Consider the following 21,443-nt stretch of genomic DNA (forward strand, 5'->3'; position numbering starts at 1 on the left):
TGTTCTTGTCAAGTGTAGGTCCACATATGTCCAAAGCTTAGACGTTTTCCCTGAAATTTTCTGACAAGAATTAAGGTCTTGCTCGTTAAGACCTTGGCCTGTTTCACCGATAAACTAAATGTAATTATTCATGAGGGTTTTAAATGGCAGAAGCACAAGCACAGGCTGCGGCTCCTAAGAAGAATGTCGGCAAACTACTGCAGATAGTGTTTGCGGTGGTGAATCTGGGAGTGATGGGTGGAGGCGCCTACATGGTGTACGCCTCGACTATGGGATGGGAAAGTCCTTCGATTTCAGAAGAACAAGCTGAACGCGAATTGGCTTCCACGCAGGATTCAGGCGATACAACTCCACTTGTGTACACGATGGATAAGTTCACAGTGAATTTGGGTGGTGAACCCAAACGCACGATCCGCCTAGAAGTGAATTTGCAAATGCTGGGTAAAGAAGGTTTCGAAGAAGTGATGGAGCCGGAAAACCGCGCCAAGGCTCGTGACCGCATTGTTCGTTTATTGAATGATAACAGCTTCAGTGACCTGGATAGCATTCAAGGGAAGTTGTTTTTGAAAGACAAAATCGCCGGTGAGGTGAATGGCATTCTTCATCGCGGTGTTGTTAAAGACGTTTTCTTTTCGGATTTCGTCGTGCAATAAAGCACAGCCTCCTTAACCGGGCGCTTCAGCCCGGAACAAAGTCTTAAGCGTCCTGAAAGATCGTTGAATTCAAAGCCCTCCAGTTTCAAACTAGGGCTTATTGTACATTCAACGAAAGAAGCAACTATGACACGCTTTACGACCTTGCTTTTGGGACTTCTCATGTCCGCATCTGCCTTTGCCGTGGACCCCATGCCAAATCAAAAACCAGAGATCAAAGAGCCGTTGGGCACCATCAAGGGATGGGCAACACAGAATGATCTGAAGATCTCTTTGCCCGTCACAAAATTTGTTTTAGACAACGGGTTGACAGTTCTGCTTCTGGAAGATCACGCCGTTCCTATGGTCAGCTATCACACTTGGTATCGGGTCGGTTCTCGCGATGAGTATCCTGGAGTCACCGGTGCCGCTCACATGCTTGAACACATGATGTTTAAAGGTGCTAAGAAATACGATGGCAAATCTTTTGATCGTATTTTCCACGAAAATGGCATCACCAACAATGCCTTCACCACAAATGATTACACAGGCTTTTACGAAAATCTTCCCAGCTCTAAATTAGAGCTGGTGATGGATATGGAAGTGGATCGAATGAGCTCACTTCTTATCAGTCCTGAAGATTTGAAAAGTGAAAAAGAAGTCGTTGCGGAAGAGCGCCGCTGGAGAGTAGACAACAATCCCATGGGCCTTCTTCGCGAATTGATGATGGGCACACTTTTCAAAGTGCATCCTTACAAATGGCCAGTGATTGGTTATATGAAAGACATCGCGGCCTATGATTCGGATAAGCTGCGCTTCTTTTATAACACTTACTATGTTCCCAACAACGCGGTTCTAGTTATTGTCGGCGACTTCAAAACTTCGAAAGTGAAAAGCCTGATTGAAAAATATTATGGCAAACTTCCAAAGCGCGATCTGCCTGAAACAAAGAAAATAGAAGAGCCGCCACAAAAAGTTCAGCAGAATGCGACTTTAAGAAAAGACGTGCAAAACAGCTCTTTCGTAGTTGCTTATCGCAGCCCTCGTCAAGGGGAGCCGGACATGTATGCTTTGGATTTGGCAGCCAATATTCTGGGTTACGGAACTTCCAGCCGTCTTCACAAAAGACTGGTTTATCAAAAGCAAATCGCGACATCGGCTTACGCTTATAATTACGCGATGAAAGACGCAGGTATCATGGGATTTGGCGTCAGTTTGAAGCCGGGCCAAGGAACGCAAGAAGCTTTAGACATTGTCTATAACGAAATCTGGAAACTTAGAAATCAAAAAGTTTCTGACAAAGAACTTGAGAAAGCAAAAACTCAAGTTATGAAAGACCTTGTCGACGGATTGAAAACTATGGACGGTAAAGCCCGTTCACTAGCCGTGAACGAAATCGTGACGGGATCTTATGAAAGTCTTTTCACGGATCTTGAGAAATACCAGGCCGTGACTGCAGAGGATATTCAAAAAGCGGCGGAAAAATACACACAGCAAACTCAGCGCTCGATCATCACTTTAGAACCTAAGGCGAAAAAGGAATAAGTATGAAAAGACTTTCACTGGTAATCACTCTTCCTCTTATTTGTTCCGTGATGGTGGCTTGTTCCAGCTCTTCTAAAAAGGACGCTGCAAAACCAGGCCAAGGGTATGTGCAAAAAGGCAGCGGCTCTTTTAAGCTTCAGCCTTATAAAGAAGTGGTTTTAGAAAATGGACTTAAAATTATTTATATCCGTGACGCCTCTTTACCACGTGTGAGCTTCACACTTTTGATGAAGACAGGAAATATGCAGGAGCCCGCGGGTAAAGCCGGGTTGAATGCTTTAACGGCCTATATGCTAGAGCAAGGCACTCAGTCACGTGATGCTCTCAAAGTTGCCGATGAATTTGGTCAATTGGGTGCAAGCGTTGATATCTCTCCGGGATATGATGTCACAACACTTTACTCAGACGCTTTGATCACGGGCTCGACGACTTTGTTAGAACTGTTTGCTGACGTGACGATGAATCCGGCATTTAAAGACAGCGAGATCAGCCGCATTCGCTCACAAATGCTCGCGAATTTGCAAAAGAAGGTGGATAATCCTTCGGCTTATGCAGATGACAAGATGGATCAGTTTCTATACGGAAATCACCCTTACGCGCGCGATGTGAATGGAACGCCGGAAGATCTTCGCAGCATTTCTAAGCAAGACATCATCAAACACTATTTGACCTTCTTCCGCCCGAACAATGCTTTATTGGCCGTGGTGGGAAGCTTTAATGATGAGTTTGAAAAGTCCGTGCAGGATGTGTTTTCAAAGTGGACAAAAAGAACTATCCCCGTCGTGACTGCAGAAGCGCCTCCAGCAATTGATGCTTTGAAGGTGAAATTGGTCGTGAAAAAAGGTTTGCAACAAACTCAGATTCGCGTCGCTCAATTGGGGATTGCTCGCAAAAATGACGATTATCTGCGCTTACGTTTGGGTAACGAAGCCTTGGGTGGTAGCTTTGCCAGCCGCCTGAATCAAAAGGTGCGCGACGACTTAGGCCTGACATACTCGATCTATTCTTTCTTTGACGTGCGTAAAGAGCGTGGCAGCTTCGAAGTTTCTACCTTTACAAAAAATGAAACGGCAGGAAAAACTTTGGAAGAAACGCTGAAAGTGGTTACTGATTACGTCACTGCAGGCGCGCAAGATCCTGAGGTCGCCGCTGCTCGCAGTCAGTTAGTAGGTCAATTCCCAAGAGCCATCGAAACCGCGGACCGGTTGGCTTACAATCTGCTTTCGTTGGACTTCTATGGAATCCCTGTCGACTATCTTACGGACTTTAATAAAAACGTAGGCAAGATCAATGCGAAAGATTCAAACGCTTCTATCCAAAGAGCCTTGAATCCCAACAACTTTAAAGTTCTCGTCTATGGAGATGAAAAAATTATCTCTCAGTTCGAAAAATACAAGCCAGAAATCGAAAGAGTAAAATAGCTAAAAGGTGCCAGGGAACTTTTACTAACCTTGGCGCATCTAACGCCCGCGTGTGTCCTCAAAATAAAAAAGGAGCGCCTTAGCGCTCCTTTTTTTATCTTATTTCTGGAAATGGGATTATCTCTTCTTTTTCTTTTTAGCGCGAAGATAGATCAAAGCTCCCAAGGCTGCTAGCAATAGAGCGCCACCTAAAAGCATTGCTTTGTTGCTGCCTTTTCCTTCAGTGCCATCGCCTTGAATCATATCCGCTGGCATTGCAGAGCTGATCGGGGCGCCTAATGTTTCTGAACCAGGGCGAATAGGACCAAGGTCTGGTTTCGCCAAAAGATTTTTGGAAGCAATCACGCGCAAACTCATCACGGCTTTAAAGAAGTCTTGGCTGTATTTTGTGTAGTATTGCTTATGAGCGCTGAAAGTTACCAAGATCGCGATCTTATCTTTGATTGTCGCTAAATATCGCGTGAAGTAGTTTGGTACTTCTGAACCCAAGTGAAGAGAGTCAATCCATGTCTGATCATTGATTTGCACGCTTTTCGCTTTATAAACGATTTTAGACTCTGCCGTACCACCACCACGAAGGTTCACCGCAATCGGGGTGTTTAAGTGCGACTCATACAATGCAAAAGTATCCGTCGGGCCAACTTCTTTGGCTGTCAAAATGATGATGGCTTCTTTGGATTCTTTGGTTTGTTCACTACGGCAGACCCATTCGGTTTGCTCTAAGTTGCATTTCCAAGTCTCTGGCATTTCAAATGCGATGTAAGCATTACGAAAGACTTTTGCATGGGCGCTAAAACTGAGTAGAATAACGGCGAGTGATGTGAACAAGCTATACTTCATGCTGACCTCGAGTTGGTTATGTTTGCAGTATAATAACAAAATTCCTTCGGATCAAAGCGCAAAGGAGAAAAATCCTGTGAAGAACCTTTATCAGTTGACCACTTTCGTCACGGTTATCAGCGAAGGAAGTATGACTGCAGCGGCAGACAAGCTGTATCTGACTCAGCCCGCGGTGTCGCAACAGATCCGAAATCTAGAGGAAGATCTAGGAGTAGAGCTGCTGGTTCGCGGTGTGCGCCAGATCAAAGCCACACCTCAAGGTGAAGTTCTTTATGAGTATGCAAAGAAGATCATCAATCTGACTCAACAGGCCGAAATCGCAATCAAGTCCATCGGTGCGCATATGAAAGGGCAGTTGCGCATTGGAACTTTGAATTCTTTGGGTTTGCACTTGATGAGCCCCATCGTGGGCCGTCTGATGCGTCACAACCCTGATCTGATGTTGAAGGTTGACTATGATCGCGGTGAAGAGCTGATTAAGAGTTATAAAAAAGGTTTGTACGATATTCTTATACTTCCTGATGTAAAGACGGAATTTAGTTCTGAACTTGAAAACAGTGAGCAGAAGTTTGTGGCCAAAGAAGAGATGTGGCTCGTGGGTTCAAGCAAAGACGAAAAAATGCCCCAACAAATTAGTTTCAAAGACATCGGAGCTTTCCCATTAGTGAACTTTACAGAAGAGTTCCCGGGCTTTAACAATACGGTGAATTCTAAAATGCAGAGCGCGGGATTAAATCTTTCATCTATTTTTGAGTCGGCCAATGTGGGAACTTTAAAGCGCGTCATTGAAGCGGGTTTAGGGTGGGGATTTTTACCTGCCCACTCTATCAAAAAGCAGGTGCGCTCCGGCCGCTTGAATCGTGTCTACGTCAAAGACCTTCATTACGAAATCGATTTGATGTTCTATTATAAGAAAAATTCAGAGAATAAGGCTTTGGTCGAGGTCTTCTATCAAACGATGTCTCAACAAGAAAAGGGCTAGCATTGTGCTAGCCTTCTGTCTCAAAAGAGTTAAGGGTCCTTAATCTTTACAGCTTTTTTTCCGATACCAATTCTGATCTTTCGGGATTTTCGGAAAGAAGGAATGTAAATGAAGAAGCACTATTCGATTCGTCTTAAGCTCGCTGTACCTATCATCCTCATTGCTTTGTTCGTTTTAGGAACGATGACGTTCTTAATGGCGAAGAACGGGCATGAAACGGCGAAGTTAGCTGCAACAGAAAAAACTGTCGAGACAGCTCACGCCTATGCAACTGAAATGCGACTTGAGGTGGAAAGAGGTTTGGATGTGGCTCGCACCATGGCTCACTTCTTTGAATCGTATAAGAAGAACGGACATGTTCAACGTGAACCGGTGACGTTTTCTTTAAAAGAAGTTCTAGAGAAAAACAAATTTCTTATTGGTGCGTGGACCGGGTGGGAACCTAATGCCTGGGATGGTCGCGACTCTGAGTTCGTAAACTCCAAAGGTCACGATGCCACGGGACGTTTTATTCCATATTTAAATTGGGAAGGTGGCAAAGCCAGCTTAACTCCGCTTATCGGTTATGCGAATGCGGGTGAAGGTGACTACTACCTTGTGCCCAAACAACGTCTTAAAGAAACTATGGTTGAGCCCTACTTGTATCCTATTGATGGAGTGCAAGTGTTGATGACTTCGGCCGTGGTACCGATTGTTCTTGATGGTAAGTTTGTAGGCGTATCGGGTGTGGACCTTCCGTTAAAAGAGCTGCAAAAGAAAACAGCTACCATCAAACCGTTTGAAACTTCCGAGGCTTATTTGGTGACGGCAAAGGGAAACTATGTGTCTCATCCCGATGATAAACTGATCACAAAGCCGGTGGCTTATCCTTTTGAAGAGGCCAAATTCAAAGAGGCCATTCAGCAGGGTAAGGAGCTCGTTTTAACGGGAATAGATGCTAAAGACAATCAAGAATATCTTTACGTCGTCACTCCTATGAGCATTGGATACACGGAAGAGCCTTGGGCTTTGATCGTAAGAACTCCGACTAAAACAGTCTTAGCGTCGGCGAACTCCATGGTATGGACACAGGTGCTTATTGCCTTAACTGGATTGTTGTTCTTGTTGGCGGCGGTGGTTTTGATCGCGCAATATATTTCTAAAACAGTCAGTGATCTTTCTTCGAAACTTCAGAACTCCGGTGATCAAGTTTCAAGTGCTATTGGTCAGCTTTCTATAGCGGGGCAATCCTTGTCACAATCTTCAAGTGAATCGGCAGCCTCTTTAGAAGAAACGGTCGCGGCTCTCGAAGAAATGACTTCGATGGTGAAAATGAACTCAGACAACGCGAAGCAAGCTGCTTCCTTGTCATCCGCTTCATCTGAATTCGCCGTTCAGGGCGAAAAAGAGATGGAAGAACTCTTAGTCTCTATGAAAGAAATTTCTGAGTCTTCAAAACAAATTGAAGAGATCATCAATGTGATCGACGATATCGCTTTCCAAACAAACCTTTTGGCACTCAATGCTTCTGTCGAAGCAGCACGTGCGGGTGAGCATGGTAAAGGATTCGCGGTGGTTGCCGAAGCCGTCCGCTCGTTAGCACAAAGATCCGCTTCTGCGGCAAAAGATATCACAGGTCTTATCAAAGAATCTGTTGATAAAATTGAACGTGGTACCGTGAAGTCGGCAAAATCAGGTGAGATGCTTAAGAACATCGTTCAGTCTGTAAAGAAAGTTTCGGACTTGAACAACGAAATTTCGGCGGCCAGCGAAGAGCAGTCTACGGGTATCGCACAAATCAGCAAAGCGATGAATCAGTTGGATCAGTCGGTCCAATCCAATGCTGCCTCTTCAGAAGAGATCGCAGGCACGGCCGACGAAATCAACTCTCAAGCGCAGATTATGAAGGGCGTGGTGGATGAGCTGAAACTTGTGGTTTACGGATCAAGTGAATCCACAGCGACAGTCCATACATTGCAACCGGCAGAAGAAAAGCCGCACGTAAAAGCGGCTTAATCTGCGACACGATTAATAAATTGCAAGGAAGAGCTATAAGCTCTTCCTTTTTTTTTTATTCTCTATCATGAGCCCTCACCATGCTACCTATCGTCCTTTGGGTAGCGGATCTCGTGGACGCGCTCTTTTTTGCAGAAATGTGAGTCCGATAAGAATTCAGATTTCAAATCTGGAGTGACACAAATGAAGACGTGGATGGTTCTTTGTCTTTGTTCGATTCTTAGCGGATGTTCTTTAGAAGCTCAAATCGAGGATCTCGGTTTGAACAAAGACTCTGTCGTGCAGGCCAAGAAACGCATTCATCCAGACTTCATTTCGGCGGAAGTCGTTTCACTTTCCTCGGGTTACCGAGTGACGGCGACTTTTGGTGAAATCACTGAAAACAAAGTGACTAGTAATGGTTGGAAAGTGCGTGGAGTTTTCTATGAATAGATTGAGCTTGTCCGTACTTGTTATGCTTTTGTTTGTTGGCTCGTGCGTGAATGCACAAAATAAAGGAATTAGTTTTCAGGGTGTTTTTCAAGACCCCAACGGCGATTTTCCAACGGCTTCGGGGCTGACGGTACGCTTGCAAATTTTAGATCCCGTCGCAGACTGTGTTCTAAGAGAAGAGGTGCACTCGGCGGTGGACGTTACAAATGGGTACATGAATCTTGTCATTGGCTCTAGCAGCGCCTCGGTTCCTGCGGCAAGCAATCCATCGCCCCTTCCCAGTTTTCAAAAAGTCATGGATAATTCAGCGCCGTTGAACGGTTTTAATTGCAGCTACGTGCCTCAAGCTCATCATGAACGCAAAATTCGAATCATTACCAATATGCCTCGTTTAGCGGGAGGCTTTGACGCCGTGACCGCTGATTTTAATATGCGCGCGGTCGCGTTCGCGATGAATTCTGAGATGCTGAATGGAAAGAAAGAAGAAGATTTTCTGCAAGTGAACCCGGCTCAGGGAGTGACTCAAACTCATCTTGAGCAACTATTGAGCCGGTATTCTCAATTAGATGCTATTTTGAATGGAAACTACAGTGGTAATGCCGCCACGGCGACAACGGCGTTGACGGCAAATTCCGCAACCACCGCCACTTCTGCGACCACTGCCGCGACGGCCGCTACAGCCAATGCCCTCAGAGGATTCAATGTAGCCACGACAACGCCAACGGCTGGGCAAGTCTTAACTTGGGATGCAGGTTCCTCTTCGTGGGAACCTTCTACCTCCACAGGACTGGTGTCCTCTGTCGCCGGCAGAACCGGAGATGTGACTTTATCAACTAGTGATGTCTCTGGACTGGATACTTTTGTGGATGGCCGGGTGACTTTGCAAAAAGGAGTGGCTAGCGGACTTGCACCTTTGAATTCTTCAAGCAAAGTTTCGACTTCATTTTTAGGAACGGGTACCGCGGACGCTTCGACATATTTGCGAGGCGATGGAACATGGTCGACGATCTCTTCTTCCGATGCGACGAAACTTCCGCTAGCGGGCGGGACCATGACGGGTGATATCACGATGGCCTCTGGCGCGGATTTAATGGTGGGAGGAAATTCCCTTCAGAATGTCGGATATCTGACAATGAACCCTTCAAGGTCTCTGCATCTTTCAAACAACGCAACAGATCCTGCGGGCCTGACTTTAAGTGATGCGGGGAAGATGTGGTATGACTCTTCGAACAACGTGATTAAATTTTGGGACGGGGGTGCGGTTCGGACTTTAGGTGTCGCGGGCAGTGGTCTTAGTACATCCACTTCCTTTGCCGGCGATGTTTCCGGGACTTATAACAACTTAGTCCTAGCAACGGTGCCGATATCTAAGGGTGGAACGGGACAGACGACCAAAACAAATTCCTTCAATGCTCTGAGCCCGCTGACGACAAAAGGAGATTTAGTTATTCACAACGGAACGAACAGTGTTCGACTTCCCGCGGGCTCTAATATGACTTATTTGCGCGCAAATAGTGCCGCCGCAGAGGGGGTTGAGTGGACAAGCTCAATCTCTGCTTCGGAAATATCTTCTCTTGCTAGTACAGGCATCGTGCAAAGAAACGGGGCAGGGAACTACAGTACGGTGACAGTCAATGCACCTTTAAGTTATACAGGCGGCATTTTAGGTGTCACGACGGGAACAAGTTCAACCACGGTGGCTGCCGGAAATGATTCCCGCATCGTAGGAGCTCTTCAAAAATCAGGCGACACTATGACTGGAACTTTAAACGCGCTAGATGTTAACATCGCCAATACCAGATATCTGAAGCTTCCGGAGAGCAGCGATGGGACAGTTGCTGGTCAGCTGTGGTACAATGCGGGTGATATAAAATATTTCGACGGCACGTCGGCAAAAACTTTGAAAGTTGCAGGAACCACCCCTGTAGATCAGGGAGGCACTGGAGTCACATCTTTAAACTCAGGAAGTCTGCTGTTAGGAAATGGGATCAACCCCGTAACAGCGTTAAATCCTGTGGCGGGGAATATTGTCTACGCGACGGGGACGACGACATGGCTCAGTGGTTCGCCAGATACAGCCAACCTTGTTACTAAGTCCTTAAATCAAACAATAACGGGTCTAAAAACTTTTACGTCCTTTATGAATACTAAGGATATTCGTTACTTTGATTTGGATTCAAGTCACTACGTCGGACTGAAGGCTCCCAACACTGTCTTAAACAGTTTCACACTTTCTTTGCCGGCCACAGCGGGCTCTTCAGGGCAGGCTCTCACCCATGATGGTGCTGGCGGGCTGACATGGAGCAACCTCCCTGCTTCGTCAGGACCTGCTGGAGGCACAGGTCGCATTCAATACAACAACGGCGGCAGCTTTGGAGGTACGAATCTGTACACAGATGGATTTAGGATTTCTTTGAACTCGTCAGAAATGAAAGATTATTTTTACCTCGAGGTGCCGCACGGAATCCAATATAATTCATCTGGCGCTGGCGTTATTCCCCAATATGAAAATAGCTTCTTTCGAGTCAATAACACAGCTCCTTCTGACAATCGGGCGGCGCTTCATACTTTTGGTGTTACCAATACAGCAACAACGTCACAAAATGCTTATTTCGGAGCGGTGTCGACACCAACCGGGCACTCGCCAGCCATCGTTATAGGACAACAAACTGGCAGCTCATCCTATGAAGAACGTTTTCGTGTTGATGCTTCCGGCAATGTGGGGATTGGCACGGTGAATCCCGCGTATAAGCTTGTAGTAAACGGAGATATAAACTTGCTGGGAGGAGCTTCAGCACTGCGATTTGCGGGAACAGGTGTTTGCACCAGTACGGGATGCACCAGCTCATCCGATCAAAGATTAAAAGAAAAGATTGAACCTTTATCTGATTCTCTATCCAAGTTACTGCAAATTCAGGGCGTACAATATGAATACATCGACAAAGAGAAATTCGGAAGCCGCCGTCATATCGGGGTCCTGGCACAAGACGTGGAAAAGGTTTTCCCCGAGACGGTCGTTACTGATGAAAAAAGTGGTTTAAAGTCTGTGGCGTACGATCATCTTGTCGCGCCTATCATCGAAGCGATTAAATCTTTATACGTTGAACAGGAAGTTCAAAGAAAAGAACTAACCTTGCTGCAAAAGCAAAATATCGATTTGAAAACGGAGAACTCGGCCATCAAGTTGTATTTATGTCAGAAAGATCCCGAGGCTCCATTTTGTAATTAAATTATTTCTTACGTACACAAGTCATGTCTATTTTAGAAAGCTCACGCGCATCGGGATCATTTAGATTCAAGATGCCGGTCATTGTTTTTTCGCGTAAATCATCAATGGTAATCTCTAGGTTGCTGGGCGCATGAAGTGCGTGAAGACCTTGATCTTGGGCCGTGACTTCGACGATGCCTTTGATCGCGACTTTGCCTTGCGCATCGAAGAAGGTGAGGACGACGTCTTCATTCTTTTGTTCAAGATGAAGGCGATATTTTCCCGCCTGACATTGGATTTTCGCTGCCCAACTCAAAGAGGGCAAAAGAAGTAATGTAAATAAAAACCAGCTTTTCATATTTATCTCCTAGTAAAATTTTGAACTGCGAAGATTGTACCGATGCCATTATCGTTTAAAATTCTTAGCATCTCGTTTATCATGTTTAAGGAATTTTCGTCTGACAATCTTGGTTCCTGATGCTCCCTGGTTTTAAAAAATGAAGCAACCTGGACACTCGGGACATTCATTGCATTTTCAAATTACCGGTAATTTTTCAGCCGAATGCTCTTTAATTACTTTCTAGGGAGCAGCATCTCGATTTCTGTCTTTATACAAAAATAAACCTTTGGTAAGGCTCAAAGCATGAACCAAAAGCAGCTTTATCCTGAAGTGGCCTCTTTTCTAAAAATGAAAATCGAAGAGCTTCGCAGTCAGCGCAAGCGACCGCTCAGTCTTCGTGCTTTGAGCGTAAAGTGCGGCATTCCATCGGGAAGATTCACGGATCTTTTGCATGGCCGTCGTCCTTTAAGTGAATTCTATGCAGAGAAGCTTTGCGTAGGATTAAAACTCAATCCTCCTGAACAACAAAAACTTAATTCCTTAGTGACGACGGCGTCCCGTAAAGAAACTCGTCGTACCTTGAACGAAAATGAATTAGCGGTCATGTCGGGGTGGGAGAATTTCGCTATTTTAAGTCTGCTAAAAACGAAAGACATCTTTGTAAAACCAGAACAGATTGCCGAACGATTGGGAATCACGGTCGAGCGCACTCAGCAATGTCTGGAAGTTCTAAAAAGTTTGAATATGATTTCGGATCATGCGGGGTTCTTTGAAAGAACAGCGTCGCATCTGACGACGACGTTTGGTATTCCAAGTGAAGCTATTAAAAATGCCCATGAAGCGGTGTTGATGAAGTCTTCGCAAGTTCTTCGCGCGACCACGCCAGAACAGCGATATTACTCTTCCATCACTTTTCCTTTCGATATGAATAATTTGGGTGAGGCGAAAAAGATGATTGATGAATTTAGAAAAAAATTTTCGCGTCGAATGGAATTAGGAAAACGAAAAGAAGTCTTTAATTTAAGTATTCAATTCTTCCCTTACACGGAATTAAAAGGACCTTCTCATGAATAAGATTCTATTTTTATTTGTCTTATGCGCCTCTGTTTCTGCGATGGCTCTGGGCGGAGACGTCTTAGGCAATGGTGGTGATGCTGTCGTCTGCCCCGCTGAAGGTGGAATAAAAACTGTTGAAGCCCTGGATCTGCATGAGAGTCGCGAGCTTCGCAAGTTCACTTATATTGATGCCGCCAATGCTGCTGAGGCTTTAAGAACGGTGTTTAAAAATCTTGAAGAAAAAGACCCCTCACGCGCTTGCCTGTTTGGAACTTGGATGGAAGAGTTCACGTCTCAGTCAAAATTTGTCTATGGCAAAATTCCTAGAATATTTGATGAAGGTCCCGTTTATGTGCGTCCTCGCTGTTTCGTCTATCAAGCCATTGTCAGGTACGATCAGGTTGATGCCGACGGAAAGAGATACTTTATCAACGGAGATCTTTTTACCAATATGGACGCTCTTAATCAGATTGCTATGGTCCTGCATGAATTGGTCTATCGAGAAGCCAAATTTGCGAAGGGGCCCCTTAAAAACACGACTCGAGTGCGTCGCTATACGGGATATATCTTTTCGACGCGCTTAAAAAGCGATTCTCCCGAGGCGTATCGGCAGTTTTTAGAGGACTCCAACCTTAGTTCTGATGAAGACTATTGCGACGCAAATCACCGTATTTATCAAAAAACACACTAAACAAGCTTTCGGTCAGCTTTGGAATTGACATGATTTCCAGCTGGGAATAGCAAAAGGGGTGGAGGTTTTATGAAATCCCTGTTTTTGCTGTTGAGCTTGATGGCTACCAATGCCTTTGCTGCCGCGGATTCCGTGGGTGTGTTTCATCGTCCTGAAAAAGTGGTTGTTCTGGTGAACGAGCACGGCAGTCAGGGTCGTTTGCAGGGCTTTATGGATGCTCTTCAAGCTCAAGACCAACTTCTTTGGCTGTCACAAGATGAAAGCATCAAGATTCAATGCGGTCGTAATGCAACCGATGCCAGCTGTACTTTCCGTTTCTTTCCTTCAGACAGTGTGAGTGTGGAATCGCGCTCCGTAAACGCTTTCACAGAAGGAAAAAGCCTGGCGAAAAATCCTTATGAAATGCACTTCGAAAGCTCCAACGGCGATAAATTTACTTTGAAAGTAGAAGAACAAGGGATTTCGTTCTGGGGAAGTAAGAAGCCGCTTTAAGGTCCAGTCTATAAATCAAAGTCCTGTTTAAAAGGGGCTTTGAAAAACCAAAAAGGCCAAGAGACAATGTCTCTATGGCCTTTTTCTTTTTCCTGACATTCTCTTTTCTTGCGGGCGCCGCTGAGCCGGACAACTTTTCGGCCCGTCATTCTCCCAACACTGTTGTTGCTAATGCGGATATCAACCGTGTTGTGAATTCCGTTCTTTCTTTGGCAACCGATCAGTTTCAGGCTCGAAATCGCTGTGATCGCGAAAAATTCCTGCAGTTTTTAGAAGACGACTTAGACCGCAACTTTCCTAAAGTGGATAATTATATTTATTTAAATGCTCCTTTTGCGGGTCCCAAGTCCTATGAGGAAACGCCGCTGAATAAATTCCGTGGTTATGGAAAAGTTTTTTTCTCTCCGTCCGTCAAATTGGAAGTGAAAGGTAAAAGCTTCTTTGTCGGCTTAGATAAGATGGATCACTTTTTTTCCCACGGATACCTCTACTGGCAAATGGCCGGAAAAAAAGGGAAGCTCGATAAAGAGAAAGTTCAAAACGCACTGCAAGTGGGAATAGAACAAGAAAATGGTCCGTGGGGCTTAAAGAGCTCTGGCGTAAAATCTTACGCGGACTTAGCGGCAAATTATGCAGGTTTAAGTTTTTGGAGCCAGCTTTTAGACGGCCCGTCTCCGATGATTGTCTGCGAAAATGGACGCTTTGTTCAGAAACGTTCTTTTGATATCGCAAACTACTTCTCCGAAGCCATGGATGAAACGATTAACTGCAATAGTTACGCGACAAAGGAAATGCTATCGGCAGTAGAAAAAATGACGGCCCCTTGGAATATGGAATGTCCTGTAAAGGCGAAGGCCTGTGACGAACTCAAAAAGAATTACCCTGCTGATGTGGCAAGTAAAATTCTGCACCCACGTTGCCTGGGGACGGGTGATTCACAGTCAGAAGAGGCTTCTGCAAAAACCACGAAAGACATTATCGATATGGCGGGCGCCGCGGTTTCCGGTGGTCCTCAGTACTTGCTTTTTAAGATGTTTGGTCAAAACAAAAAGCACCAAGCGCAACCTCAGGGTGAAAACGCGGGTGGAGGCCAACGATGAATAAATCGCAGATGCTGGCTTTTGCCTTCTTAGTATCAATGAGTGCGACAGCGGTTTCTCAAGGCGATTTAGGGACGGCACAGAAAACCTGGGATCACTATAAGAACTGTCATGCCTTCAAAGACGATGATGCCAAACTTATTAACTGCACCGAACCAGCCATTGAAAGCAAGCTGTCTCGTCCTGAAAAATTAAAGCTGCTGGAGTTCTTGATATTAGGCTACGACTTTGGCGAACTTAGAAAGTGTCGCAAAGAAGACCGCGTGCAACCGACGCGACCCTTAGCGACGTCGCAATACTTTTGCATGGACGTCAAAGGAAGCGAAAAATCCATGCAAGGGTATGTCGAGTTTGTAAAAGAAAAAGGCTCTGCAAAAATCAGAGCCCTAAAGTTTTCATTTTAATTAAAAGATCACACTGTCAGGAAGGCCCAGGCGGGCGGCGATAATGCGAACGATCTCGGAGGCATTTTCTTCCAGCGCTCGCTCCGTCACATTGAAGACGGGCCAGCGGCGGTTTTGTTTAAAGATCTTTTCGGCGTATTCGATCTCTTTAGCGATGTGGGACATCGAAGCGTATTCGCCTCCGGGATCTTGACCGAATTTTTCCAAACGACTTTTGCGGATTCTTTGCAGTGATTCCATATCAATGATCAAACCCACGATGCGGCGTTGATCGATTTTAAAAAGCTCTTCGGGCAAAGGTGTATCTAATACCATCGGAACATTGGCCACCTTCCAACCTTTGTGACTTAGAAAGATCGACAAAGGCGTTTTGCTGGTGCGAGAGATCCCGACAAGAACGATATCGGCTTTGTCCAGTTCAGCAAAAGTTTTACCGTCATCATGTTTTACCGTGTATTCGATAGCTTCGATGCGCTTAAAGTAGCGTTCATCCACGGCTCGTAAAGCGCCGACGTGTGATTCCGAATGTTCACCGAAGAAAGTATCCAAAGTTCCTAATAGTGGTCCTAAAAGATCGAAGTAAGGTATTCCTTTCCCAGATGCGATTTCGCGGATTTTATTTCTAAGCTGTTGGCTGGCCACAGTATAAGCAAGCATTCCACGGCGTTCGAAGCACTCTTCGATCACGGCTTCGGCTTGAGTTTCTGTGCGCACGTTTTTACAACGAATGATGTTGATGTCTTTCGTAGAATATTGCACCAAAGCCGCGCGAATCATCGTGGCCGCGGTTTCGCCCGTCGAATCGGAAAGAATGTAGATGGTGTAGGTTTTATTATCGGCGTCGGTCATTAGTCAGCAAATCCATTGATCAATGCACGACGTACGTTTTCGATATGATCCTTCAACCACAGGTCAGCAAAACTAGAGAATAAAATAAACGCAAAGTCCGGACTGGCTTTAATCAAAAGACACGTCGTTTTATTTTCGGGATCCAGGTGTTGCAGTTGAAGTTTTTCCAGCATTGCGCGCGAATCTGTTTTGAGAACAGAGAGTAAAGTCATATCCGGAATTTTCACGATAGCTTTGCCATTGTTTTTTAAAAGCTGCGTGCTGCCTTTATGAAAAGAAGCTTGAGCTTTCCATTGGCCATCATGATTTTCTAAAAGGACGCCTGAATCAAAAAGCATCGCCAAACGAGAAAACACCACGATCGCACGGTCGATATGATCTTCAGGAAGACCATGGGAAATTCCGCGCACTAAAGATAGATCGCGAGACGCTTCGAAAAGAACCGCGTTGTTTTCGCTCTCTTCCACTTTGTTTTCAAAATCATTGTCCAAGAAAGACTCTAAACGTCTTTGCACCATTGAAATTTTTGAAACCAGTGTCTGAGATAATTTTTCCATGAACAACGCTCCTCACTTTCATTGTGAGAAAGAAAAGCGCGTTAATCAAGCACGACGGTGAAATCTTCGAAGCTGTGGTGAGCTTGCCATTCTTGTTGAACTTTCCCGGCACTTTGTCCAGGTGGCAGGAAAATGCGCAAAGAAGGTTCTTTGAGTTTATGCCAAACTTCAAAAACTTGGGCGATCCAAGGCACTAAGTTATCCTGCCACGGAACGATGACAACCCATTTGTTCGGCAAAAGCTCTTCCGACGCAATCATCAAGGGATGAGAAGTTTTAACGGCGAACTGCACTTTAGGAAGTTCGGTCTCTGACAGAACTTCTTGCAGAAAGTTAGGAATGGAAGGGGACACGTGGCGCGAAGCCTTGCACAATTGGAAATTCAAATACCAATCAAGGCGTGCGGTCCACTGTGATTTCTCAAGATCCGGTACGATCCACAGCTCTGAGCCGGGATTAAAGGCACTGGCTTGAGAAAGCACGCTTAAAGCCATTAGTGGGCCTTACCCACTTGATCCAGCAAACCATTGACGAAGCTTGCGGATTCCGTGGTCCCGAATTTTTTGGCGATTTCAACGGCTTCGTTGATCGCGATGTTTTCTTTGATCGGATCTGCGGCGAATTTCATTTCATAAACTGCGACACGCAAGATATTGCGATCAATCGTCGCCATGCGCTCGACTTTCCAATGAGCGCTGGAAGCCTGAATTTTAGAGTCAATCGCGGCTTTGTTGGATTGAACACCGGTGACCAAAAGATCGGCGTAAGAAATCACTTCAGGGTCGACAGATTGTTCGAAGACATCAAGAAATGTTTGGTAGCTGATCTGAGGAGCGAACTCAGTTTGAAATAGGATTTGGAGTGCGAGTTCGCGGGCTTGTCGTCTTGCTGTCAGTTTCATTATTCGGCTTCTTTTCGTTTTCTACAAAGTTCATCGCTGTCAGGCTTAATTGTGGATTATTTGCATCGACAAAATCAAGCAGTTCAGCATCTTCCAAAGTCTCGACAAATTCTTGAACGTCTTTGAAAGTTCGGTACACGCTCGCGAAGCGGATGTAAGCCACGTCGTCGAGTTGTTTAAGTTCTGCCATGACCTTTTTCCCGATCAAGCGTGAAGAGATTTCGGATTCCCCACGATTCACGACCCAGGAAGAGATTCTTTCCACCACGGCATCAATTTGCGCTAAACCCACGGGGCGTTTTTGGCAGGCCGCTTGAAGACCTTTTAAGATTTTCTCTTTGCTGAAAGGTTCACGGCGTCCATCTTTCTTAATGATGAACGGAAAGGCGAGCATGATAGTTTCTACGGTTGAAAAACGAGCCTTACACTCAAGGCATTCACGACGGCGGCGGATGCTACCATCTTTTTGCACTCTCGTGTCTAGTACTCTGTCATCAGCATGTCCACAGAAGGGGCATTTCATAGTCTTTGGTCCCGCCTTAAACTCGCCTGGAGATTAGGGAGCCGCCGCTAGAGAGTCAATCATCAATTCACCGCGCTTGGGCCAGTCTTACATGTCTATGTGCGTCATGCGCTTAACACCATTGGTAAAAGTTAGTTACACTGAAGACTCAGAATTGAGGTGCGTGTGAAGACTTTTCTCATCATGATTTTGCCCTTGTTAGTCAGCTCTGTTGCTATGGCCCAAGAGTCTCAGCCCGTGGTGGGGCGTGATGCCGCCGCTAAATACTTCCAAAAAAGAGAACCCTCTCAAAATTATGGTGGCGGATACGGTGGTGGTCCTCAGGATCATTATCTTGCATTACACGTAGGGCGTTACATGGGCTCTCAGTCTTACGATTGGGGTAAGAACGGACAAGAAGACGACGTTGGCAAAATGAACTTTGGTGTCACTTACCGCGTGGGAGAGTGGCAGAACTCGATGGATTTGAATTTACGCTTAGACTACACAGAATTCGATGTGGGGGGAGAAACACCATCGAAACTGTCTTTCTTGCCGCTTTTGACTTTTCCTGACGCCTCTTCACGTTTTCCACTTTATTTCGGAGCGGGTGTGGGACTGGGAGTTTTTTTCAAACAAGCCTCCAGCAAATCCGCCCTCTCTTTGGATTATCAGCTCGTAGCCGGGGCCCGTTTCTTTGATATTTTTGAAAACACTGGCTTCTTCATCGAAGCTGGATTAAAAAACCACATCCTTTTGCTCTCTTCAGGCCAGTTTAACGGAACCTTCCTCGCTGGCGGATTGGTATTTACGTTTTGAAAATTCATAAGCACTTAGTTGGAACTATTATTGACGCCCTTGATGAAGTCTTTGAACAAGGGCAGTACGCAGACAAAGTTATTCAGCGCAATCTGAAAGCTCAAAAACAATGGGGCTCTCGGGATCGCCGTTTTTTCGCTGAAAGCATTTATGAAATCGTTCGTTGGGAACGTCTTTTGGCGTATCTTGTGGACGACAATGATTTTTGGAAAATCTGGGCCGCTTACTGGATTCGTCAAGGCAATGAACTTCCTGATTGGGATGAAGTTTCTGACGTTGATGTGAAAGCCGTTCAAGCTCGTCTTAAAGACATGCCTTCCTTCGCGATCGCTCAATCCATTCCTGATTGGATGGCAGCTCGATTAGAAAAAGAGTTGGGACCTGGTTATAAAGAAACCGTGCGTGCATTGAATCAACCGGCTGAAGTTTTCTTGCGCACGAACACTTTGAAAACGGACCCTGATACTCTCTTAAAAACTCTTTCTGAAGCAGGGATTTCGGCGACGAAAGTGTCTCCGGATTTGCCGCATGCTTTGAAGTTAACCGAAAGAAAAAACGTCTTTATCACGCAGCCATTTAAAGATGGATTGTTTGAAGTTCAAGACGCCGCTTCGCAAATGGTCGTTCCTTTATTGGACGTGCAACCAGGTCACCGTGTGGTGGATGCGTGCGCGGGAGCCGGTGGAAAAAGTCTGCACATGGCTTCGCTCATGAAGAACAAAGGGAAGATTATTTCCTTAGATATTCACGAGTGGAAGTTGCAGGAACTGAAAGTGCGTGCACGCCGTGATGGTGTCGACGTGATTGAAACACGTTTGATTGATTCAACAAAAGTTATTAAGCGCATGTACGAATCGGCGGATCGTCTTTTGTTAGACGTGCCATGTTCGGGAATGGGTGTTTTGCGCCGCAATCCTGATACGAAGTGGAAACTGACGAACGAAGAAATTGATCGTCTGCATGCCCTTCAGTATGAAATCTTGACGAGCTATTCACCGATGACAAAGAAGGGCGGCAAGATGGTTTATGCCACTTGCAGTTTGCTTCCGAGTGAAAATGAAAAACAGATCGAAAGATTCTTGGCCGAGCGCGGGGACGACTGGACTTTGATTAAGCAAATGCACTTACGTCCAGAAGTCGAGGGCTATGATGGCTTCTATGCGGCTCTGTTAGAACGTCGTAAGTAAAAAATGATTCACAATGCGAAGGATGTAATTGATCCTTCGCGAAGTTCTTCCGATAAAGATTCTGTGAAGAAAATCGTTCTGCTTCTAATATTTCTAGTTTCTACATCCGCTTCTGCGGGCACCCTGGTTGAATTGGGTGGCACTTATATGTCTGACAATCTCTCTACCAGTGAAGCGAAAAAATCTTCGAAGTATTTCTATAACGTCGGCGTTCTTTTTAGTCTTAAAAAACACATCTGGGGCGGGTGGAATTACTCGGGCATCTCTCACACGGACAGTGGCGATGAGGAATTGAGTTTCGCCTCTCAGGATACGGGTCCTTATTTGAAGTGGCAGTTTGGTCGTAACGAACTTTACAGTTTGGGTGCCGCTTATAATATTTTAAGCCGAGCTTCTTACAAAAGTGGCAGTGACACCGAGACCTGGCAGGGAACCAGCTTCTGGCTTCAATTTGCCGTGGCCCCCGAGGTTCGTGAAGGCTTTCATATCGGCGCTTCATTAAATTATTATCTGGCAAGCTACACAAAGAAGACTGTGGACAATGTTGAATCCAGCACGTCGAACTCAAAATCCTGGATATTTCCAATGCTTATGCTAACTAAAGAGTGGTAACGCAACGCGCGCCCTTTTCGTTGGCACACTTCTTTTTCATTTGAAAGCTCGTATTCAGCTTGATAGAACCCTCGGCAACAATTTAAGGGGGTCCACAATGATTCGTTCTCTAGTAGCAATGGCTTTGACTTTGGGAATGGCTACTTCTGCTTTCGCAGCAGACAATGCTTATTTCGAAATCAAAAAAGTAAAAGTTACTGACGTCACTGAGCAATACGCTCCACAAATGCATTTGTTCGCGAAAAAAGCGAATGGTTTGAATGCAGACTGCAACTCTTCTCAAATGCCTTTGGCGCCAAAATTCACTGGCGACAGAACATTGGGTTCTGTGAATCCTCTAGACGCTGTTGAATTGATCGTAGATCAAATCATCAACATCGGTAAAAAAATCTTCAACGTGATCAATGCAGGTCGCCCGGTTGTAAACATCAACTTGGACACTGCAAATGCTCTTCCAAAAGGTTTGTCTTGCTGGTCAGATCTTTCTGGCTGGAACATCCCTCAATCTAAAGTTTACAACGTTCAATACGAAAATGGTTTCGGTATGACAGTTGTAGATTTCACTTACCGTGTGACTTACACTGCCGGTGGTTCTGCTGACGGTATCGGTAAATACATCACAAACGCGACTTTCCAACCTGCGAACGTATCTGTAGGTTGGGGCTTCCAATTGGATGCTACGGCGGTGATCCCTTCTGTATTCAACACTGGAACAAAACGTGATCCAGTTGCAGGAATGCAAATGAACATGGAATGGAAAGTGACTTCAGCAATGGCTCACGAACAGTCTACAGAGACATACTTCGTAAGCGGCGAAAACAAACTAGTCCACATGGAGTAGTCTGAGCCATCGGTAAACGCACCAGCGAAGCTGCTCA

23 protein-coding genes are annotated in these 21,443 nt (G+C 45.4%); 16 read left to right on the top strand and 7 right to left on the bottom strand.

All coding sequences use genetic code 11. The annotated features are described in order from the left end of the window. Positions 1–143: 143 nt before the first annotated feature. From AZI87_RS15470 to AZI87_RS15480, 3 genes are all read left to right on the top strand, one after another. Entirely contained in the window at positions 144–653 is a 510-nt protein-coding gene (locus AZI87_RS15470; RefSeq protein ID WP_063208931.1) for a flagellar basal body-associated FliL family protein, read from the top strand. A gap of 126 nt (positions 654–779) precedes the next feature. Next, positions 780–2,177, top strand: a complete 1,398-nt coding sequence (locus AZI87_RS15475) for a M16 family metallopeptidase (RefSeq protein WP_063208933.1) — start codon at positions 780–782, stop codon at positions 2,175–2,177. A 2-nt stretch (positions 2,178–2,179) separates the two neighbouring features. Then, the gene (locus AZI87_RS15480) at positions 2,180–3,598 is read left to right on the top strand and encodes a M16 family metallopeptidase (protein WP_063208935.1); all 1,419 of its coding nucleotides are present in this window, start codon (positions 2,180–2,182) and stop codon (positions 3,596–3,598) included. 117 nt (positions 3,599–3,715) lie between these two features. On the opposite strand, the gene AZI87_RS15485 is transcribed toward AZI87_RS15480, so the two are convergent. After that, the gene (locus AZI87_RS15485) at positions 3,716–4,438 is read right to left on the bottom strand and encodes a hypothetical protein (protein WP_063208937.1); all 723 of its coding nucleotides are present in this window, start codon (positions 4,436–4,438) and stop codon (positions 3,716–3,718) included. 76 nt (positions 4,439–4,514) lie between these two features. Here AZI87_RS15485 and AZI87_RS15490 point away from each other — a divergent pair, with 76 nt between their 5' ends. The 4 genes from AZI87_RS15490 (at position 4,515) to AZI87_RS15505 (ending at position 11,076) form a co-directional block, all read left to right on the top strand. Beyond that, positions 4,515–5,420 (top strand): LysR family transcriptional regulator, encoded by a 906-nt coding sequence (locus tag AZI87_RS15490; protein ID WP_063209593.1) that lies wholly within the window; start codon positions 4,515–4,517, stop codon positions 5,418–5,420. Positions 5,421–5,528: 108 nt separating this feature from the next. Beyond that, positions 5,529–7,415 (top strand): methyl-accepting chemotaxis protein, encoded by a 1,887-nt coding sequence (locus tag AZI87_RS15495; RefSeq protein WP_063208939.1) that lies wholly within the window; start codon positions 5,529–5,531, stop codon positions 7,413–7,415. A 183-nt stretch (positions 7,416–7,598) separates the two neighbouring features. After that, positions 7,599–7,847 carry a hypothetical protein gene (locus AZI87_RS15500; protein ID WP_063208941.1) on the top strand — a complete coding sequence of 83 codons (249 nt, stop codon included), beginning with the start codon at positions 7,599–7,601 and terminating at the stop codon, positions 7,845–7,847. After that, positions 7,840–11,076: a tail fiber domain-containing protein gene (locus AZI87_RS15505; protein WP_063208943.1), complete on the top strand. Its 3,237-nt coding sequence runs from the start codon at positions 7,840–7,842 to the stop codon at positions 11,074–11,076. Before AZI87_RS15500 ends, AZI87_RS15505 begins: the two co-directional genes overlap by 8 nt. Before the next feature lies 1 nt (position 11,077). Here AZI87_RS15505 and AZI87_RS15510 read toward each other — a convergent pair whose 3' ends face one another. After that, the gene (locus AZI87_RS15510) at positions 11,078–11,413 is read right to left on the bottom strand and encodes a hypothetical protein (protein ID WP_063208945.1); all 336 of its coding nucleotides are present in this window, start codon (positions 11,411–11,413) and stop codon (positions 11,078–11,080) included. A 285-nt stretch (positions 11,414–11,698) separates the two neighbouring features. Between AZI87_RS15510 and AZI87_RS15515 the strand changes: the two genes are divergently transcribed. The 5 genes from AZI87_RS15515 to AZI87_RS15535 all read left to right on the top strand — a co-directional run bounded on the left by AZI87_RS15515 (position 11,699) and on the right by AZI87_RS15535 (position 15,138). Continuing rightward, entirely contained in the window at positions 11,699–12,469 is a 771-nt protein-coding gene (locus tag AZI87_RS15515; RefSeq protein WP_063208947.1) for a DUF4423 domain-containing protein, read from the top strand. Next, on the top strand, positions 12,462–13,142 hold the full coding sequence (locus AZI87_RS15520; protein ID WP_063208949.1) for a hypothetical protein: 681 nt from the start codon (positions 12,462–12,464) through the stop codon (positions 13,140–13,142). Before AZI87_RS15515 ends, AZI87_RS15520 begins: the two co-directional genes overlap by 8 nt. Positions 13,143–13,211: 69 nt before the next feature. After that, positions 13,212–13,634 (top strand): hypothetical protein, encoded by a 423-nt coding sequence (locus AZI87_RS15525; RefSeq protein WP_063208950.1) that lies wholly within the window; start codon positions 13,212–13,214, stop codon positions 13,632–13,634. A gap of 74 nt (positions 13,635–13,708) precedes the next feature. After that, positions 13,709–14,734 (top strand): hypothetical protein, encoded by a 1,026-nt coding sequence (locus tag AZI87_RS15530; RefSeq protein WP_063208951.1) that lies wholly within the window; start codon positions 13,709–13,711, stop codon positions 14,732–14,734. Then, positions 14,731–15,138, top strand: a complete 408-nt coding sequence (locus AZI87_RS15535) for a hypothetical protein (protein WP_063208952.1) — start codon at positions 14,731–14,733, stop codon at positions 15,136–15,138. The genes AZI87_RS15530 and AZI87_RS15535 overlap by 4 nt, the downstream gene beginning before the upstream one ends. Here the strand turns inward: AZI87_RS15535 and AZI87_RS15540 are convergent, their stop codons facing one another. The 5 genes from AZI87_RS15540 to nrdR are packed head-to-tail and all read right to left on the bottom strand — an operon-like array spanning position 15,139 to position 17,968. Next, entirely contained in the window at positions 15,139–15,987 is an 849-nt protein-coding gene (locus tag AZI87_RS15540; protein WP_063208953.1) for a pyruvate, water dikinase regulatory protein, read from the bottom strand. After that, a complete protein-coding gene (locus AZI87_RS15545) occupies positions 15,987–16,544 on the bottom strand; it encodes a hypothetical protein (RefSeq protein ID WP_063208954.1) in 558 nt (185 codons plus the stop codon). The genes AZI87_RS15540 and AZI87_RS15545 overlap by 1 nt, the downstream gene beginning before the upstream one ends. A gap of 41 nt (positions 16,545–16,585) precedes the next feature. After that, positions 16,586–17,038 (bottom strand): hypothetical protein, encoded by a 453-nt coding sequence (locus AZI87_RS15550; RefSeq protein ID WP_063208955.1) that lies wholly within the window; start codon positions 17,036–17,038, stop codon positions 16,586–16,588. Further along, positions 17,038–17,445: a transcription antitermination factor NusB gene (gene nusB, locus AZI87_RS15555; protein ID WP_063208956.1), complete on the bottom strand. Its 408-nt coding sequence runs from the start codon at positions 17,443–17,445 to the stop codon at positions 17,038–17,040. The genes AZI87_RS15550 and nusB overlap by 1 nt, the downstream gene beginning before the upstream one ends. After that, the gene (gene nrdR / locus AZI87_RS15560; protein WP_063208957.1) at positions 17,384–17,968 is read right to left on the bottom strand and encodes a transcriptional regulator NrdR; all 585 of its coding nucleotides are present in this window, start codon (positions 17,966–17,968) and stop codon (positions 17,384–17,386) included. Before nrdR ends, nusB begins: the two co-directional genes overlap by 62 nt. Before the next feature lie 165 nt (positions 17,969–18,133). On the opposite strand from nrdR, the gene AZI87_RS15565 reads away from it, so the two are divergent. The 4 genes from AZI87_RS15565 to AZI87_RS15580 all read left to right on the top strand — a co-directional run bounded on the left by AZI87_RS15565 (position 18,134) and on the right by AZI87_RS15580 (position 21,406). Further along, complete coding sequence (locus AZI87_RS15565; RefSeq protein ID WP_253696895.1) at positions 18,134–18,766, top strand: hypothetical protein; 633 nt, start codon at positions 18,134–18,136, stop codon at positions 18,764–18,766. Further along, positions 18,763–19,953, top strand: a complete 1,191-nt coding sequence (locus tag AZI87_RS15570; protein ID WP_063208959.1) for an RsmB/NOP family class I SAM-dependent RNA methyltransferase — start codon at positions 18,763–18,765, stop codon at positions 19,951–19,953. The genes AZI87_RS15565 and AZI87_RS15570 overlap by 4 nt, the downstream gene beginning before the upstream one ends. Positions 19,954–19,956: 3 nt before the next feature. Beyond that, positions 19,957–20,565, top strand: a complete 609-nt coding sequence (locus AZI87_RS15575) for a porin family protein (RefSeq protein ID WP_253696899.1) — start codon at positions 19,957–19,959, stop codon at positions 20,563–20,565. A 97-nt stretch (positions 20,566–20,662) separates the two neighbouring features. Further along, positions 20,663–21,406, top strand: coding sequence for a hypothetical protein (locus AZI87_RS15580; RefSeq protein ID WP_063208961.1), 744 nt, complete (start codon positions 20,663–20,665; stop codon positions 21,404–21,406). The last annotated feature ends 37 nt before the right edge of the window (positions 21,407–21,443 follow it).

The organism is Bdellovibrio bacteriovorus, from assembly GCF_001592745.1.
Taxonomy (GTDB): Bacteria; Bdellovibrionota; Bdellovibrionia; order Bdellovibrionales; family Bdellovibrionaceae; genus Bdellovibrio; species Bdellovibrio bacteriovorus_B.